The organism is Enterobacter chuandaensis (genome assembly GCF_039718975.1).
Taxonomy (GTDB): domain Bacteria; phylum Pseudomonadota; class Gammaproteobacteria; order Enterobacterales; family Enterobacteriaceae; genus Enterobacter; species Enterobacter chuandaensis.
In genome coordinates, this window is sequence record NZ_CP097173.1 from 396861 (window position 1) to 412611 (window position 15751).

Consider the following 15751-nt stretch of genomic DNA (forward strand, 5'->3'; position numbering starts at 1 on the left):
CACTTTAATTCTATGCAGAACCCGTCTTTTCGCCAGCCGCGCCCACCGTTTTTTCGGCGAAATTTTTTCGTGGTGTTGTTCGATTTTCTATAGTTAAAAAGTATGAATAACAGGAGAAAACCATGCTCACGGTACATCACCTTAACCAGTCGCGCTCGCACCGCGTGATCTGGGCGCTGGAAGAGCTTGCTCTGCCTTATGAGATCGTTCACTACCAGCGCGAAAAGAACATGCTGGCACCTGAGTCCCTCAAAAAGGTGCATCCGTTGGGCAAATCACCGGTCATTGAAGATAACGGGCTGATCCTTGCGGAATCAGGCGCCATTCTGGAGTATCTGCAGGAAACCTATGATGCCGAATCACGGCTGAAGCCTTTAGATCCGGCGCATAAGGTGCAATACCGCTTCTGGCTGCATTACGCCGAAGGATCGCTGATGCCGCTGCTGTTAATGAAGCTGGTTTTCAGCAGTCTCGGTAAACCTCCCGTACCGTTTGGTATACGAACGCTGGGCAAAGCGCTGGGGCAGGGGGTGCAGAAAGCGTATCTCAACCGCCAGCTGGAAACCCATGCACGCTTTATTGACTCACATCTTGCTAAAAACAGCTGGTTTGCCGGGGATGCGTTCAGCATGGCCGACATTCAGATGAGTTTCCCGATCTTTGCCCTACAGGCGCGCGGCGGCATTGATAATCTGCCGCATATTCAGGCATGGAAGAACAAAGTGGATAACAGCCCTGGCTGGCAAATAACCCTGCAACAGGGTGGCCCGTTAACGATCCCTGGCGAGGACTGAAATGTAAACAAATTGCGCATAAACGATAACGTTTGCGCATCCTCTGTTTATTTCTTCAGCGTCATAAGTGAATTTTAGCGAAAAACGAGAAAGTTCAGTTGAAAAGGGCGGGTATTAGGCTAGATAATCGTTTGCCTTAATTTGACCACCCGTTTGTAAGCGCGGAGCTAAACGTTTGCTTTTTTTGTGACGCCCTTTCGTCGCAAACGCAACACACGGATTTGACGTTTAGCTGGCAGCGGCGTCTCCACCACGCTTACGGACTTCCTAAAAAACTCTCAGGGGATGTTTTCTATGTCTACGCCATCTGCGCGTACCGGCGGTTCATTAGACGCCATGTTTAAAATTTCGGCTCGCGGCAGCACCGTGCGCCAGGAAGTTGTTGCCGGTCTGACCACGTTTCTGGCGATGGTTTACTCCGTCATCGTGGTGCCGGGCATGCTGGGCAAAGCGGGCTTCCCGCCTGCGGCGGTCTTTGTGGCCACCTGCCTGGTCGCGGGTGTCGGTTCGATTGTCATGGGCCTGTGGGCGAACCTGCCGCTGGCGATCGGCTGCGCCATCTCTCTGACCGCGTTTACCGCATTCAGCCTGGTGCTGGGCCAGCAGATCAGCGTACCGGTGGCACTCGGCGCCGTGTTCCTGATGGGCGTATTGTTTACCGTGATTTCTGCCACCGGCATCCGTAGCTGGATTTTGCGCAACCTGCCGCAGGGCGTGGCGCATGGCACCGGTATCGGCATCGGCTTGTTTCTGCTGCTGATCGCTGCTAACGGCGTGGGTCTGGTCATCAAGAACCCGCTGGACGGCCTGCCGGTTGCGCTGGGTCATTTCGCGAGCTTCCCGGTGATCATGTCGCTGGTGGGTCTGGCGGTGATTATTGGTCTGGAAAAACTGAAGGTGCCGGGTGGCATTTTGCTGACCATTATCGGCGTGTCCATCGTTGGCCTGATCTTCGATCCGACCGTTCACTTCTCCGGTATCTTCGCCATGCCATCGCTGAGCGATGACAAAGGTAACTCTCTGATTGGCAGCCTGGACATCGTCGGCGCGCTGAACCCGGTGATCCTGCCAAGCGTGCTGGCGCTGGTAATGACCGCGGTGTTTGACGCCACCGGTACTATCCGCGCGGTGGCCGGTCAGGCGAACCTGCTGGATAAAGACGGCCAGATTATTGACGGCGGCAAAGCGCTGACCACCGACTCCCTGAGCAGCGTCTTCTCTGGTCTGGTGGGTGCGGCGCCTGCGGCGGTGTATATCGAATCTGCAGCGGGTACGGCGGCGGGCGGTAAAACCGGCCTGACGGCGATCACCGTCGGCGTGCTGTTCCTGCTGATCCTGTTCCTCTCCCCGCTCTCTTATCTGGTCCCGGCCTACGCGACCGCGCCAGCGCTGATGTACGTCGGCCTGCTGATGCTGAGCAACGTGGCGAAAATCGATTTTGCGGACTTCGTGGATGCGATGTCCGGCCTGATTACTGCGGTCTTTATCGTGCTGACCTGTAACATCGTGACCGGCATCATGATCGGTTTCGCCTCGCTGGTGATTGGTCGTCTGGTTTCCGGTGAGTGGCGCAAGCTGAACGTTGGCACCGTGGTGATCGCCGTTGCGCTGGTGGCGTTCTACGCGGGCGGCTGGGCAATCTGAGTTATCCATTGATGCGAAAACGGGTGGCTCAGGCCGCCCGTTTTTATTTTCAGGACTCATCCCGTTGCCTTTTGCGTTACTCTGGAGAAGATAGAATAAGAGGCACGACGCCTTAGGTTTGGCTTTTAAGCAACACAGCAAACAGGGAACGCATGGAAATTTTCTTCACAATACTCATCATGACCCTTGTGGTCTCGTTATCCGGGGTGGTTACACGCGTACTGCCCTTCCAGGTCCCCCTGCCTTTAATGCAAATAGCTATCGGTGCGCTGCTGGCGTGGCCGACGTTCGGTCTGCACGTGGAGTTTGATCCGGAACTGTTCCTCGTGCTGTTTATCCCGCCGCTGCTGTTTGCCGATGGCTGGAAAACCCCCACGCGCGAGTTTCTTGAGCACGGACGAGAGATCTTCGGCCTGGCGCTGGCGCTGGTGGTCGTTACCGTGGTTGGGATTGGTTTCCTGATCTACTGGGCCGTACCGGGGATCCCGCTCATCCCTGCCTTTGCGCTGGCCGCCGTGCTGTCACCGACCGACGCCGTGGCACTGTCCGGCATTGTGGGCGAAGGGCGCATTCCAAAGAAAATTATGGGTATTTTGCAGGGCGAGGCGCTGATGAATGACGCCTCCGGCCTGGTGGCCCTGAAGTTTGCCGTGGCGGTTGCCATGGGAACCATGGTCTTTACCGTTGGCGGCGCGACGCTGGAATTCTTCAAAGTGGCGATTGGCGGCATCCTCGCGGGCTTCGTGGTGAGCTGGCTGTACGGACGCTCGCTGCGCTTCCTCAGCCGCTGGGGGGGCGACGAACCGGCAACGCAGATCGTCCTGCTGTTCCTGCTGCCGTTTGCCTCTTACCTGATTGCAGAACACATCGGCGTGTCGGGCATTCTGGCAGCGGTGGCGGCGGGGATGACCATCACCCGCTCCGGCGTAATGCGCCGCGCGCCGCTGGCGATGCGCCTGCGTGCGAACAGCACCTGGGCGATGCTCGAGTTCGTGTTTAACGGCATGGTGTTCCTGCTGTTGGGCCTGCAGCTGCCGGGTATTATGGAATCCTCACTGATTGCAGCGGAGGCGGATCCAAACGTTGAAGTCTGGATGCTGTTTACCGATATCGTGCTGATCTACATGGCGCTGATGCTGGTGCGTTTCGGCTGGCTGTGGACGATGAAGAAATTCAGCGTGCGCTTCCTGACCAAAAAGCCGATGGAGTTCGGCTCCTGGACCACGCGCGAGCTGCTGATTGCCTCCTTCGCGGGCGTGCGCGGGGCGATTACCCTCGCCGGTGTGCTCTCTATACCGCTGCTGCTGCCGACGGGGGACGTCTTCCCGGCGCGCTACGAGCTGGTATTCCTGGCGGCGGGCGTGATTCTCTTCTCGCTGTTTGTCGGCGTGATTATGCTGCCGATTTTACTCCAGCATATTGATGCCGGAGATTCGACCCAACAGCATAAAGAGGAGCGGATTGCCCGGGCGGCCACGGCGGAAGTGGCCATTGTCGCGATCCAGAAAATGGAGGAGCGTCTCGCCGCAGATACGGAAGAGAACATCGACAATCAGCTGCTGACGGAAGTCAGTTCCCGCGTGATTGGTAACTTGCGCCGCCGCGCCGACGGGCGTAACGACGTAGAAAGCTCGCTGCAGGAAGAGAACCTGGAGCGCCGCTTCCGCCTGGCGGCACTGCGCTCAGAGCGCGCCGAGCTTTACCATCTGCGCGCCACGCGGCAGATCAGCAACGAGACGCTGCAAAAGCTGCTGCACGATCTGGACTTGCTGGAAGCGCTGCTGATAGAGAATCAGTAGCGCGCTTTTGCCCGGTGGCGCTGCGCTTACCGGGCCTACGTTTGAACCGTAGGCCGGGTAAGGCGAAGCCGCCACCCGGTACTATTCAGACCGCACCCAAAACCCCTCACAACATTGCAGCCACGCCTGTGCGCTGTGCGACAGATACACCCCTTCACGCCAGATCATCCCCAGCTGCCAGTGCAGATCGCTCTCCAGCGGGATCCAGCGCAGCGTGTTTTTATCCAGCCGCTCGCAAATCGGCTGCGGCAGAATGGCTATCCCCACGCCTGCCTGTACCATCGCTGCCAGAAAATCCCACTGGCCGCTGCGCACCGCAATGCGCGGTTTTACGTTGTGCTGATTAAACAGCGCCATCAGCTGGCGGCTCAAGGCGAAGTCTTCGTTGTAGATCAGCAGCGGGTGTTCGCCGAGCAGATCGGGTTTCACCGAGTCTGGCTTTAGCCAGTCGCCGAAGCGGGGCACCAGTACGCACAGCGGGTGGCTAAAGAGCGGCAGCGTCGCCAGGCCGCTCTCCTCCTCAACAGGGAGCGCGGTCATCGCCACGTCCAGTTCGCCGTTCATCACCGCCTGCTGCACGGTCAGACCGCCAAATTCAGAAATTTTAAGCTCAACGCCGGGGTAACGCTGACGAAACAGGCTTATCGGCCCGGCCATCATCATGCCAACCATCGGCGGAATGCCGAGCCGCAGCAGCCCTCTTGTCAGGTGGTTGATGTCGCCAAGCTCGGCCTCCAGCTGGCGGAACTCCGCCAGGATGGCCAGCCCGCGTTCGAACACCACGCGCCCGGTATCGGTCAGCAGCAGCTTGCGTCCGTCGCGGATCAGCAGGGTACAGTTCAGCTCATCTTCGAGGTTTTTCAGCATCTTGCTGATGGTCGGCTGGGTAACGAACAACTTCTCCGCTGCGCGGGTGAAACTTTGCTGGCGAACCACCTCGACAAAATAGCGCAGCGTTCTTATGTCCATGATTATTCCTCGAAACTATACCTTCGATGATTTTAATTCATTTCAGTCCACACCGTGCGGTCTCTATACTGGCGCCTCGTCTCATTTTTGAGGAAACCCTCCATGGCCGTGGCGTTAAGCCGTGTTACGCCTGCCGTTGTGCAACGACTTCAGGTACCGGTTCAGGTACTGCTCTATGCGGGACTGTTTGTTTTCGCGGAATATCTGGTCGGCTGGCTGCATCTTCCGCTGCCTGCCAACCTTGTCGGCATGGTATTGATGCTGACGCTCATCCTGTGTCGCGTGATCCCCCTCCGCTGGGTCCGCGCCGGGGCGCGCTGGCTGCTGGCGGAGATGCTGCTGTTCTTTGTGCCGGCCGTGGTGGCGGTGGTGAACTATGCGCAACTGCTGATGGTCGACGGCTGGCGCATCTTTGCGGTCATTGCGTTAAGCACGCTGATGGTGCTGGGCACCACCGCCTGGGTGGTGGATAAAGTGTATCGCTTTGAAATCAGCAGGCAGAAGCATGACTAACTTTCAGATAAGCGTGCTGTGCCTGATTGCGACAGTCGTCATCTACTTTGCCAACAAGCGCCTGTACCGCCGTTTCCGCGCGCTGCCGCTGATGCCGCTGGTCTTCACGCCCATCCTGCTGGTGCTGATGCTGGTCTTTGGCCATATCTCCTGGCAGAACTATATCGGTGAGTCCCACTGGCTGCTGTGGCTGCTCGGCCCGGCAACCATTGCTTTTGCCGTACCCGTTTATGACAACCTCGCCATTATCAAACGCCACTGGATGTCACTCAGCGCGGGCGTGATTACCGCGACGGTGGTGGCGGTGTGCAGCTCGGTCTGGCTGGCGCGGCTGTTTACGTTGTCTGATGAAATCCAGCGCAGCCTGGCCGTGCGCTCGGTGACCACGCCGTTTGCGCTGGCAGCCGCGAAACCGCTCGGCGGGCAGCCGGATCTGGTGGCGCTGTTTGTGGTGGTAACGGGCGTTTTTGGCATGGCGGTGGGGGATGTACTGTTCCTGCGGCTCTCTATCCGCGAAGGGATGGCGAAAGGAGCAGGGTTTGGCGCGGCGTCGCACGGGGCAGGCACGGCACGTTCGTATGAGCTGGGTCAGCAGGAAGGGGTCGTTGCAAGCCTGGTGATGATGCTCTCGGGCGTAACGATGGTGCTGATTGCGCCGCTGGTGGCGTGGGTGATGTTTTAAGCTCCCCGGCCAGAGCGACCGGGGAGAAAGGCTTAATGCGCGCGACCCTGTTCAACGCCCAGGCCGGTTTGTGAACGGATGAACTGGGCGCGGAATTTCTCACGCTCCAGGTTACCCTCCGGCGAGTTGTCGGTGGCCGAGAAGACCCAGATCCCGATAAACGCCACGGCAATGGAGAACAGCGCCGGGTATTCATACGGGAAGATAGCGCTTTCGTGACCGAGGATCTGCACCCAGATGGTTGGGCCGAGGATCATCAGAATCACCGCCGTCAGCAGGCCCAGCCAGCCGCCAATCATCGCCCCACGGGTGGTCAGTTTTGACCAGTACATGGAGAGCAGGATGATCGGGAAGTTACAGCTTGCCGCAATCGAGAAGGCCAGCCCCACCATAAAGGCGATGTTCTGCTTCTCGAACAAAATCCCCAGCAGGATCGCCACTACGCCCAGCACCAGCACGGTGATTTTGGAGACTTTCAGCTCATCGCGCTCGCTCGCGCCTTTACGGAAGACGTTGGCGTAGAGGTCATGCGATACCGCAGACGCACCGGCCAGCGTCAGCCCAGCTACCACCGCGAGGATGGTGGCGAAGGCCACGGCGGAGATAAAGCCGAGGAACAGATTGCCGCCCACCGCGTCGGCCAGGTGTACCGCCGCCATGTTGTTACCGCCAATCAGCGCGCCCGCCGCGTCTTTAAACGCCGGGTTCGCCCCCACCAGCATGATCGCGCCGAAGCCGATGATAAAGGTCAGGATGTAGAAGTAACCCATGAAACCGGTGGCGTAGAAGACGCTCTTGCGCGCTTCACGCGCATCGCTCACGGTAAAGAAGCGCATCAGGATATGCGGCAGACCCGCAGTGCCGAACATCAGGCCGAGACCGAGTGAGAGCGCGGATATCGGATCTTTCACCAGCCCGCCCGGGCTCATGATCGCTTCCCCTTTCGGGTGGACCGCCATCGCTTCGGTGAACAGGTTATTGAAGCTGAACCCGACGTGCTTCATCACCATAAAGGCCATAAAGCTGGCGCCGAACAGCAGCAGGACGGCTTTGATGATCTGCACCCAGGTGGTTGCCAGCATGCCGCCGAACAGCACGTACATCACCATCAGCACGCCCACCAGCACCACCGCGACGTGGTAGTTCAGGCCGAACAACAGTTCGATAAGCTTGCCTGCGCCCACCATCTGGGCAATCAGGTACAGCGCCACCACCACCAGCGAGCCGCAGGCGGAAAGGGTACGAATTGGCCCCTGCTTCAGGCGATAGGAGGCGACGTCCGCAAAGGTGTAGCGTCCCAGGTTGCGCAGGCGCTCGGCAATCAGGAACAGAATGATCGGCCAGCCGACGAGGAAGCCGAGGGAGTAAATCAGGCCGTCATAGCCGGAGGTGTAGACCAGCGCGGAGATCCCGAGGAACGAGGCGGCGGACATAAAGTCCCCCGCGATCGCCAGCCCGTTCTGGAAGCCGGTTATGTTGCCGCCCGCGGTGTAGTAATCATTACGGGAGCGCACGCGTTTCGATGCCCAGTACGTAATGTACAGCGTCAGCACCACGAAAATCAGGAACATGATAATCGCCTGCCAGTTGGTTGGCTGGCGCTGGACCTCGCCAGTAATGGCATCCGCCGCGTGTGCAGCAAAGGGAAGTGTGGCGGCTAGCGCCGTCAGGACTCGCTTCATGATGCTTTTACCTCGCGCAGGACTTCTTTATTAAGACGATCAAATTCACCGTTGGCGCGCCAGACATAAACGCCGGTCAGCACAAATGAAATTACAATGACGCCAATGCCAATCGGAATGCCGCGCGTGACGCTGGTACCCTCATGCAGCGGGGTGCCCAGCCAGTGCGGAGCAAAGGCGATCAGCAGAATAAAGCCGACGTAAATAATCAGCATGATGATGGAAAGGATGAAGGCAAACCGTTGCCGTTTTTCGACGAGCTCCCTGTAGTGCGCACTATTCTCTATCTGCTGACAAATATCATGATTCATCACAGAGTCTCCAAAGGTAAGGTAGGTTTGTTTTTAGTCCCCTCTCCCCTATGGGGAGAGGGTTAGGGTGAGGAGAGGAAGGTGCGGTCTGATGCCCTCACCCCGGCCCTCTCCCACGGGGAGAGGGAGAAAACACTAGGAAGGCATTGCGATGGCCTGCTTCTCTTCGAGCAGTTTGTCCACCACGCCAGGATCCGCAAGCGTCGAGGTATCACCGAGGTTGCTGGTGTCACCTGCCGCGATTTTGCGCAGAATACGGCGCATAATCTTGCCGGAACGGGTTTTCGGCAGCGAGTCGGTCCAGTGCAGCACGTCCGGCGTCGCCAGCGGGCCGATCTCTTTGCGGACCCAGTTGCGCACCTCGGTATACAGCTCTGGCGACGGCTCTTCGCCGTGGTTCAGGGTGACGTAGGCGTAGATTGCCTGGCCCTTGATGTTGTGAGGAATGCCCACGACCGCCGCTTCGGCAATCTTCGGATGCGATACCAGCGCGGACTCAATCTCCGCCGTGCCCAGACGGTGGCCGGAGACGTTCAGCACGTCGTCCACGCGTCCGGTGATCCAGTAATAGCCGTCTTCATCCCGGCGCGCGCCGTCGCCGCTGAAGTACATGTTTTTAAAGGTCGAGAAGTAGGTCTGCTCGAAGCGCTCATGATCGCCGAAGAGGGTACGCGCCTGGCCCGGCCAGGAGTCTGTGATCACCAGGTTACCCTCAGTGGCGCCTTCCTGCGGGTTGCCTTCGTTATCCACCAGCGCAGGCTGCACGCCGAAGAACGGGCAGGTTGCGGAACCGGCCTTCAGCTGCGTCGCGCCCGGCATCGGGGTGATCATGAAGCCGCCGGTTTCGGTCTGCCACCAGGTGTCCATCACCGGGCACTTCTCGTTGCCGATTTTCTTCCAGTACCACTCCCAGGCTTCCGGGTTAATGGGCTCGCCCACGGAACCGAGGATGCGCAATGAGGAGCGGTCGGTGCCCTCGATGGCCTTATCACCTTCTGCCATTAACGCGCGGATCGCCGTTGGCGCGGTGTAGAGAATGTTGACCTGGTGCTTGTCGACCACCTGACACATACGCGCCGGAGTCGGCCAGTTCGGTACGCCTTCAAACATCAGCGTCGTTGCGCCGCAGGCCAGCGGGCCGTACAGCAGGTAGCTGTGGCCGGTGACCCAGCCCACGTCGGCGGTACACCAGTAAATGTCGCCCGGATGGTAATCGAAGACGTATTTAAAGGTCGTAGCCGCGTAAACCAGATAACCGCCGGTGGTGTGCAGCACGCCTTTCGGTTTACCGGTGGAGCCGGAGGTGTAAAGAATGAAGAGCGGATCTTCCGCGTTCATCTCTTCCGGCTGATGCTGGTCGCTCGCGTTTTCTATCAGGTCGCTCCACCACAGGTCACGCCCCTCGTTCCAGTCGATCTTGCCGCCGGTACGCTTGAGGACAATGACATTATTGATGGATTTTACGTTCGGGTTTTTCAGCGCTTCATCGACGTTTTTCTTCAGCGGAATACCGCGCCCGGCGCGTACGCCCTCGTCGGCGGTGATCACCAGCTTCGAGTTCGAGTCAACGATGCGCCCGGCAACCGCTTCAGGGGAGAAGCCGCCGAAGATAACGGAGTGGATCGCGCCGATACGCGCGCAGGCGAGCATAGCCACCGCCGCTTCCGGCACCATCGGCATATAGATCGCCACCACGTCGCCTTTTTTAATGCCTTTTTCCAGTAGCACGTTGGCGAAGCGGCACACGTCGCGGTGCAGCTCTTTATAAGAGATGTGTTTGCTCTGAGAGGCATCGTCGCCTTCCCAGATAATGGCCGTTTCGTTGCCGCGTTCGGCAAGATGACGGTCCAGGCAGTTCGCCGCCAGGTTCAGCGTGCCGTCTTCATACCATTTAATGGAGACGTTGCCTGGCGCGAAAGAGGTGTTCTTCACCTTCTGATAAGGTTTGATCCAGTCAAGGATGTGGCCCTGCTCGCCCCAGAAGGCGTCCGGGTTGGTAACTGATTGCTGATATTTCTCGTGGTATTGCTCCGGGGTGATCAGGCAACGGTCCGCAATGTTTGCGGGAATGTCGTGTTTGTGTATTTGGCTCATGGCTTTTTTTCTCCTTGTAAGATGTTAATAATATGTCGCAAAAACGTTAATAGTAGGGGCTTTACAAGCTTTGTTTAGTATTTGGGCGACAGATCACGCATTGTCTGAAGAGTATGAAAATTGAGCGAATGAAACTTTGAAGAGAAATAATTCACGATGCCGATTATTCACATTTCTTTATAAAAAAGCGTTTTTATAACAAAAGGTTATTTATCAGAATTATGACAAACTCGCGTCATAACTGCTTTTGGTAGTGAAATGCGTCGTTCTTTAAGGCTTGCGCAACAGGTCGCGCAGATGATACTCATACGCCGCGTTAAAAAAACCCATAAACCAACGCAACACAATTCATACCCTTTCAGTATGTCTCCATATTCATGCAGTTTTGATGGTGCGGAGATTTCATTGAGGAAGTCAGTTTTTATGAAAAATTTGAAAGTCAGCCTGGCCTGGCAGATCCTGCTGGCCCTTGTGCTGGGCATCTTGCTGGGCAGTTATCTCCATTATCATAGCGACAGCCGCGAGTGGCTGATTGCGAACCTGCTTTCACCGGCAGGGGACATCTTTATTCATCTGATCAAGATGATTGTGGTGCCGATTGTGATCTCGACGCTGGTGGTCGGTATTGCGGGCGTCGGCGATGCAAAGCAGTTGGGCCGCATCGGTGCGAAAACCATTATCTATTTCGAAGTGATCACTACGGTTGCGATTATCCTCGGCATTACGCTGGCAAACGTGTTCCAGCCAGGCTCCGGGATTGATATGTCGCAGCTGGCAACGGTGGATATTTCGAAATACCAAAGTACCACCGCTGACGTGCAGAGCCATTCCCACGGCCTGATGGGCACAATCCTGTCGCTGGTGCCGACCAACATTATTGCTTCCATGGCGAAAGGCGAGATGCTGCCGATCATCTTCTTCTCGGTGCTGTTTGGCCTGGGGCTCTCCTCGCTGCCAGCGACGCACCGCGAGCCGCTGGTCACCGTGTTCCGCTCTGTCTCCGAAACCATGTTTAAAGTGACCCACATGGTGATGCGCTACGCGCCGGTAGGGGTGTTTGCGCTTATCGCCGTCACGGTGGCGAACTTCGGTTTTGCCTCCCTGTGGCCGCTGGCGAAGCTGGTGCTCCTGGTGCATTTCGCGATCCTGTTCTTCGCGCTGGTGGTGCTGGGCATTGTGGCGCGCCTGTGCGGGCTGAGCATCTGGATCCTGATTCGTATCCTTAAGGATGAGCTGATTCTGGCGTACTCGACGGCAAGCTCCGAGAGCGTGCTGCCGCGCATTATTGAGAAGATGGAAGCCTACGGCGCGCCTGCCTCTATTACCAGCTTCGTGGTCCCGACCGGCTACTCCTTTAACCTCGACGGCTCAACGCTGTACCAGAGTATCGCCGCTATCTTTATCGCGCAGCTGTACGGCATTGACCTGTCGCTGTGGCAGGAGATCGTGCTGGTGCTGACGCTGATGGTAACGTCCAAAGGCATCGCAGGTGTGCCGGGCGTCTCCTTCGTGGTGCTGCTGGCGACGCTGGGCAGCGTCGGTATTCCGCTGGAAGGTCTGGCGTTTATCGCCGGTGTTGACCGTATCCTCGACATGGCGCGTACCGCGCTGAACGTGGTGGGGAATGCCCTGGCGGTGCTGGTTATCGCCAAGTGGGAACACAAATTCGATCGTAAAAAAGCGCTGGCGTATGAACGCGAGGTGCTGGGTCGTTTTGATAAGACGGCTGACCAGTGATGTAACGTATTCTTCCCTCTCCCCTTTGGGGAGAGGGTTAGGGTGAGGGGATTTTACTCCCCGCTCAACGCATCAAACTCTTCACACCCCGTATCAAACCCTTCCGTACAGCTCAGGTTCAACCAGTACAGCGCTTTCTGTTTATTGGGCGTGATAAAGCCTTTCTCACCCTGCTGGAACAGCATCCCAGCCCAGTATTCCGCGTAGCCTGTACGTGACAGAGACGAACTGCGCTTAAACCATGACGCTGCCTGTACGTCATCCTGCGGCACCTCTACGCCGTTGGCATAAATCAGTCCCAGCAGCAGCTGCGCATCGACCGCCGAGTCGCTGTCGATATCTTCGGTCGCCGTTTGCAGGAGCTTGATGGCCTGAGGATAGTCGGTTTTACCCGCCTGCGTATTCACCAGAATGCGCGCCAGCATAATCGTGCCGCGATTGCTGCCTGCGATGGTGGCCTGCTGCGCCAGCGCTTTAGCCTGAGCGTAATCCCCCTGCGTAAAGAGGATCTGCGAGAGTAACCCCATGGCGTCGACATCGCCGCCTTTCGCGGCTTTCTCGGCCCACAGCGCTGCCTGCTTGCTGTCACCGGAGCTGAAGTACGTATCGGCAAGATAATACTGAGCACGGGCATCGCCGGCTTCCGCCTGCTTCTGATACTGGCTGCCTATCTCATCCGCGCGGGCGAACGACGTAAAAAATAACAACAACAGAAAAATGGCTTTCATGGATTCTTATCATCTGGGTACACGCCGCGCAGTATAATCGCGGTAGCAAAAGAAAAAAATGGGTGCATTAAGACCTCAGCATCCTACAAGCCGGGCGGAACCGTGGTTCCGCCCGGAGAGGTTAGCCTGCCACGCAGGCTAATTTCGCCGCCACCTCCTGATGTTCACTCTTTATTGAAAACTCGCAGAGCTTACCGCGAGTAATAAAGGTAAAAATCACTATCGTCAGGCAGATAATAAAGACGATACCTAACGCAGTTTTTAATGGCGTCATGCCTTTTACTCCTTGTCAAAAAAAGAATAAGAGGCTACTCTCAACCTGTTGGTTGTTGAGGGGTAGCCTCGGGTGAATGAAAATTCCCGGGGCTTTCCACTTTCTGTCCCTCAACAATGCTCAAGACAGAAAGTCTTAAGCACCCGCCGCACATCTTATCCCTCTGAATTAAAATGCAAAGATGTAATTCCATTTTGGTAAAATTACATTATTTCTGCGAGCCGCTTACCAGAATAATAATTGATATTTTTAATGTATTAAGCGGAAATAAAAAGGGAGTGAATAACTCACTCCCTTTATTCAACGATTAATTAACGGCTTCAACCCATTGCGCTTTCACGCAGCCGGGCTTTCAGCTTGTTATATTCGTCGATCACATACTGTTCCGCCGCATGCTGATCCGCAATCGGCTCTACGTTGACGGCGCAGTATTTATACTCCGGCGTTTTGGTTATCGGGCTGAGGTTCTCCGTCACCAGCTCGTTACAGGCGCCAATCCACCACTGGTAGGTCATATAGACCGCCCCTTTGTTTGGACGGTCGCTGACCTGCGCGCGGGTAATGATGCGGCCTTTGCGCGAATTGACCCACACCAGCGCTTCATCCTCAATACCAAGGCGCTTTGCGTCGGCGGTGTTGATTTGCGCATAACCCGGTTCATCAGCCAGCGCGGCGAGGGCTGCACAGTTGCCGGTCATTGAACGACAGGAGTAGTGGCCCACTTCGCGCACGGTAGAGAGCACCATCGGATACTCGTCGGTGAGCTTATCGATTGGCGCGACCCAGTCGCAGGTGAAGAACTGCGCCAGCCCGTTCGGCGTGTCGAACTTCTCTTCAAAGAGGTACGACGTGCCCTGATCGGACTCAGACTCATCGCGGCACGGCCACTGGATGTAGCACAGTTCACCCATTTTTTCATAGGTTGCCCCATAAAAGTCCGGACACAGGTGGCGCAACTCGTCCCAGATCTCCTGGGTGTTGTTGTAGTGCATCGGATAGCCCATACGGGTGGCAATTTCGCTGATGATCTGCCAGTCGGTTTTCAGATCCCATTTCGGCTCGACAGCCTTAAAGAAGCGCTGGAAGCCGCGGTCCGCCGCCGTGTAGACGCCCTCATGCTCGCCCCAGGAGGTCGACGGCAGGATCACATCCGCCGCCGCCGCGGTTTTGGTCATGAAGATATCCTGGACAATCACCAGCTCCAGGTCTTCAAAGCCTTTGCGCACCGCAGACAGCTCGGCGTCGGTCTGGAGCGGATCTTCACCCATGATGTAGGCCGCACGTACTTCACCGTGCGCCGCGCGGTGCGGCAGTTCGCTGATGCGATATCCGGTGTGTGCCGGCAGGCTCTCCACGCCCCAGGCCTTCGCGAACTTCTCGCGGTTTTCCGGGAACTTCACGTACTGGTAGCCTGGATAGGTGTCCGGCAGCGCGCCCATATCGCAGGCACCCTGCACGTTATTCTGGCCGCGAACCGGGTTAACGCCGACGTGCGCCTTGCCCAGATTCCCCGTAAGCATCGCGAGGCTCGTCAGGGAACGCACGGTTTCCACGCCCTGGTAGAACTGGGTCACGCCCATGCCCCACAGGATGGCGGCGGTTTTCGCCCCGGCATACATCCGCGCCGCCTGACGGATCTCCTGCGCGCTCACGCCGGTGATCGCTTCTACCGACTCCGGCGTGTAACCTTCGACGATTTTCCGATACTCTTCAAAGCCTTCCGTACGGCTCGCGACAAACGCCTGGTCGTACAGGTTCTCCTCAATAATGACGTGCCCCATCGCATTCAACAGCGCGATGTTCGAGCCGTTTTTCAGTGCGATGTGCATATCCGCAATGCGCGCGGTTTCAATTTTACGCGGATCGCAGACGATGATTTTCGCCCCGTTCTGTTTAGCGCGAATAATGTGATTCGCGACGATAGGGTGAGAATCCGCCGGGTTATAGCCAAAGATGAACACCAGATCGGTGTTATCTATCTCGTTGATGGCATTACTCATTGCGCCGTTACCGACCGACTGGTGCAGACCTGCAACCGATGGGCCGTGTCAAACGCGAGCGCAGCAGTCGACGTTATTGGTTCCAATAACGGCGCGCGCGAATTTTTGCATCACATAGTTGGTTTCATTCCCCGTCCCGCGTGAAGAGCCGGTGGTCTGAATCGCATCCGGGCCATACTTGGCCTTGATGGCGCTAAGGCGCGTGGCGACGTAATCCAGCGCCTCGTTCCAGGAGACGGTTTCCAGCTTGCCGCCGCGCTCGCGGCGGATCATAGGGGTTTTCAGGCGCGGGGTGAGGATTTGGGTATCGTTAATAAAATCCCAGCCGTAATACCCCTTCAGGCACAGCGTGCCCTGGTTGGTTTTCCCCTGCGCGGCTTCCGCCCGGACGATTTTGCCGTTATCGACCACCAGGTGGATCTTGCAACCTGAGGCACAATAAGGGCAAACCGTGACGACTTTTTTCATCAGTCTGCTCCAGTTAATCAACTCTTTCGCACCGACTAATGCAGCTTCTATGCCAT

The 15751-nt window shown here is 57.1% G+C and carries 13 protein-coding genes; 6 read left to right on the plus strand and 7 right to left on the minus strand.

The window, feature by feature from the left end; all coding sequences use genetic code 11:
- The first annotated feature begins 122 nt into the window (after positions 1 to 122).
- The 3 genes from MX657_RS01980 to MX657_RS01990 all read left to right on the plus strand — a co-directional run bounded on the left by MX657_RS01980 (position 123) and on the right by MX657_RS01990 (position 4237).
- Positions 123 to 794: a glutathione S-transferase family protein gene (locus MX657_RS01980; protein ID WP_346807125.1), complete on the plus strand. Its 672-nt coding sequence runs from the start codon at positions 123 to 125 to the stop codon at positions 792 to 794.
- Between the two features lie 294 nt (positions 795 to 1088).
- Positions 1089 to 2438 carry a guanine/hypoxanthine transporter GhxP gene (ghxP, locus tag MX657_RS01985; RefSeq protein ID WP_346807127.1) on the plus strand — a complete coding sequence of 450 codons (1350 nt, stop codon included), beginning with the start codon at positions 1089 to 1091 and terminating at the stop codon, positions 2436 to 2438.
- Positions 2439 to 2590: 152 nt separating this feature from the next.
- Entirely contained in the window at positions 2591 to 4237 is a 1647-nt protein-coding gene (locus MX657_RS01990) for a Na+/H+ antiporter (protein ID WP_080329978.1), read from the plus strand.
- An 81-nt stretch (positions 4238 to 4318) separates the two neighbouring features.
- Here MX657_RS01990 and MX657_RS01995 read toward each other — a convergent pair whose 3' ends face one another.
- Positions 4319 to 5206, minus strand: coding sequence for a LysR family transcriptional regulator (locus tag MX657_RS01995; protein WP_346807129.1), 888 nt, complete (start codon positions 5204 to 5206; stop codon positions 4319 to 4321).
- A 102-nt stretch (positions 5207 to 5308) separates the two neighbouring features.
- Between MX657_RS01995 and MX657_RS02000 the strand changes: the two genes are divergently transcribed.
- Together MX657_RS02000 and MX657_RS02005 are read left to right on the plus strand one after the other, a co-directional pair.
- Positions 5309 to 5719 (plus strand): CidA/LrgA family protein, encoded by a 411-nt coding sequence (locus MX657_RS02000; protein WP_080329980.1) that lies wholly within the window; start codon positions 5309 to 5311, stop codon positions 5717 to 5719.
- Entirely contained in the window at positions 5712 to 6401 is a 690-nt protein-coding gene (locus tag MX657_RS02005; RefSeq protein ID WP_006810462.1) for an LrgB family protein, read from the plus strand. Before MX657_RS02000 ends, MX657_RS02005 begins: the two co-directional genes overlap by 8 nt.
- A 32-nt stretch (positions 6402 to 6433) precedes the next feature.
- Here the strand turns inward: MX657_RS02005 and actP are convergent, their stop codons facing one another.
- The 3 genes from actP to acs form a co-directional block, all read right to left on the minus strand.
- A complete protein-coding gene (gene actP / locus MX657_RS02010; RefSeq protein WP_045261053.1) occupies positions 6434 to 8083 on the minus strand; it encodes a cation/acetate symporter ActP in 1650 nt (549 codons plus the stop codon).
- Positions 8080 to 8394, minus strand: a complete 315-nt coding sequence (locus MX657_RS02015; RefSeq protein WP_080329982.1) for a DUF485 domain-containing protein — start codon at positions 8392 to 8394, stop codon at positions 8080 to 8082. The genes actP and MX657_RS02015 overlap by 4 nt, the downstream gene beginning before the upstream one ends.
- A gap of 135 nt (positions 8395 to 8529) precedes the next feature.
- On the minus strand, positions 8530 to 10488 hold the full coding sequence (gene acs, locus MX657_RS02020; RefSeq protein ID WP_346807130.1) for an acetate--CoA ligase: 1959 nt from the start codon (positions 10486 to 10488) through the stop codon (positions 8530 to 8532).
- A 423-nt stretch (positions 10489 to 10911) separates the two neighbouring features.
- Here acs and gltP point away from each other — a divergent pair, with 423 nt between their 5' ends.
- The gene (gene gltP / locus MX657_RS02025) at positions 10912 to 12225 is read left to right on the plus strand and encodes a glutamate/aspartate:proton symporter GltP (protein ID WP_333017593.1); all 1314 of its coding nucleotides are present in this window, start codon (positions 10912 to 10914) and stop codon (positions 12223 to 12225) included.
- A 53-nt stretch (positions 12226 to 12278) separates the two neighbouring features.
- On the opposite strand, the gene MX657_RS02030 is transcribed toward gltP, so the two are convergent.
- From MX657_RS02030 to fdhF, 3 genes are all read right to left on the minus strand, one after another.
- Positions 12279 to 12953, minus strand: coding sequence for a tetratricopeptide repeat protein (locus tag MX657_RS02030; RefSeq protein WP_119916572.1), 675 nt, complete (start codon positions 12951 to 12953; stop codon positions 12279 to 12281).
- Positions 12954 to 13074: 121 nt separating this feature from the next.
- Positions 13075 to 13227, minus strand: a complete 153-nt coding sequence (locus MX657_RS02035) for a Hok/Gef family protein (RefSeq protein WP_080329986.1) — start codon at positions 13225 to 13227, stop codon at positions 13075 to 13077.
- Positions 13228 to 13547: 320 nt separating this feature from the next.
- Positions 13548 to 15695 carry a formate dehydrogenase subunit alpha gene (gene fdhF, locus MX657_RS02040; RefSeq protein ID WP_346807133.1) on the minus strand — a complete coding sequence of 716 codons (2148 nt, stop codon included), beginning with the start codon at positions 15693 to 15695 and terminating at the stop codon, positions 13548 to 13550.
- Positions 15696 to 15751: the final 56 nt, after the last annotated feature.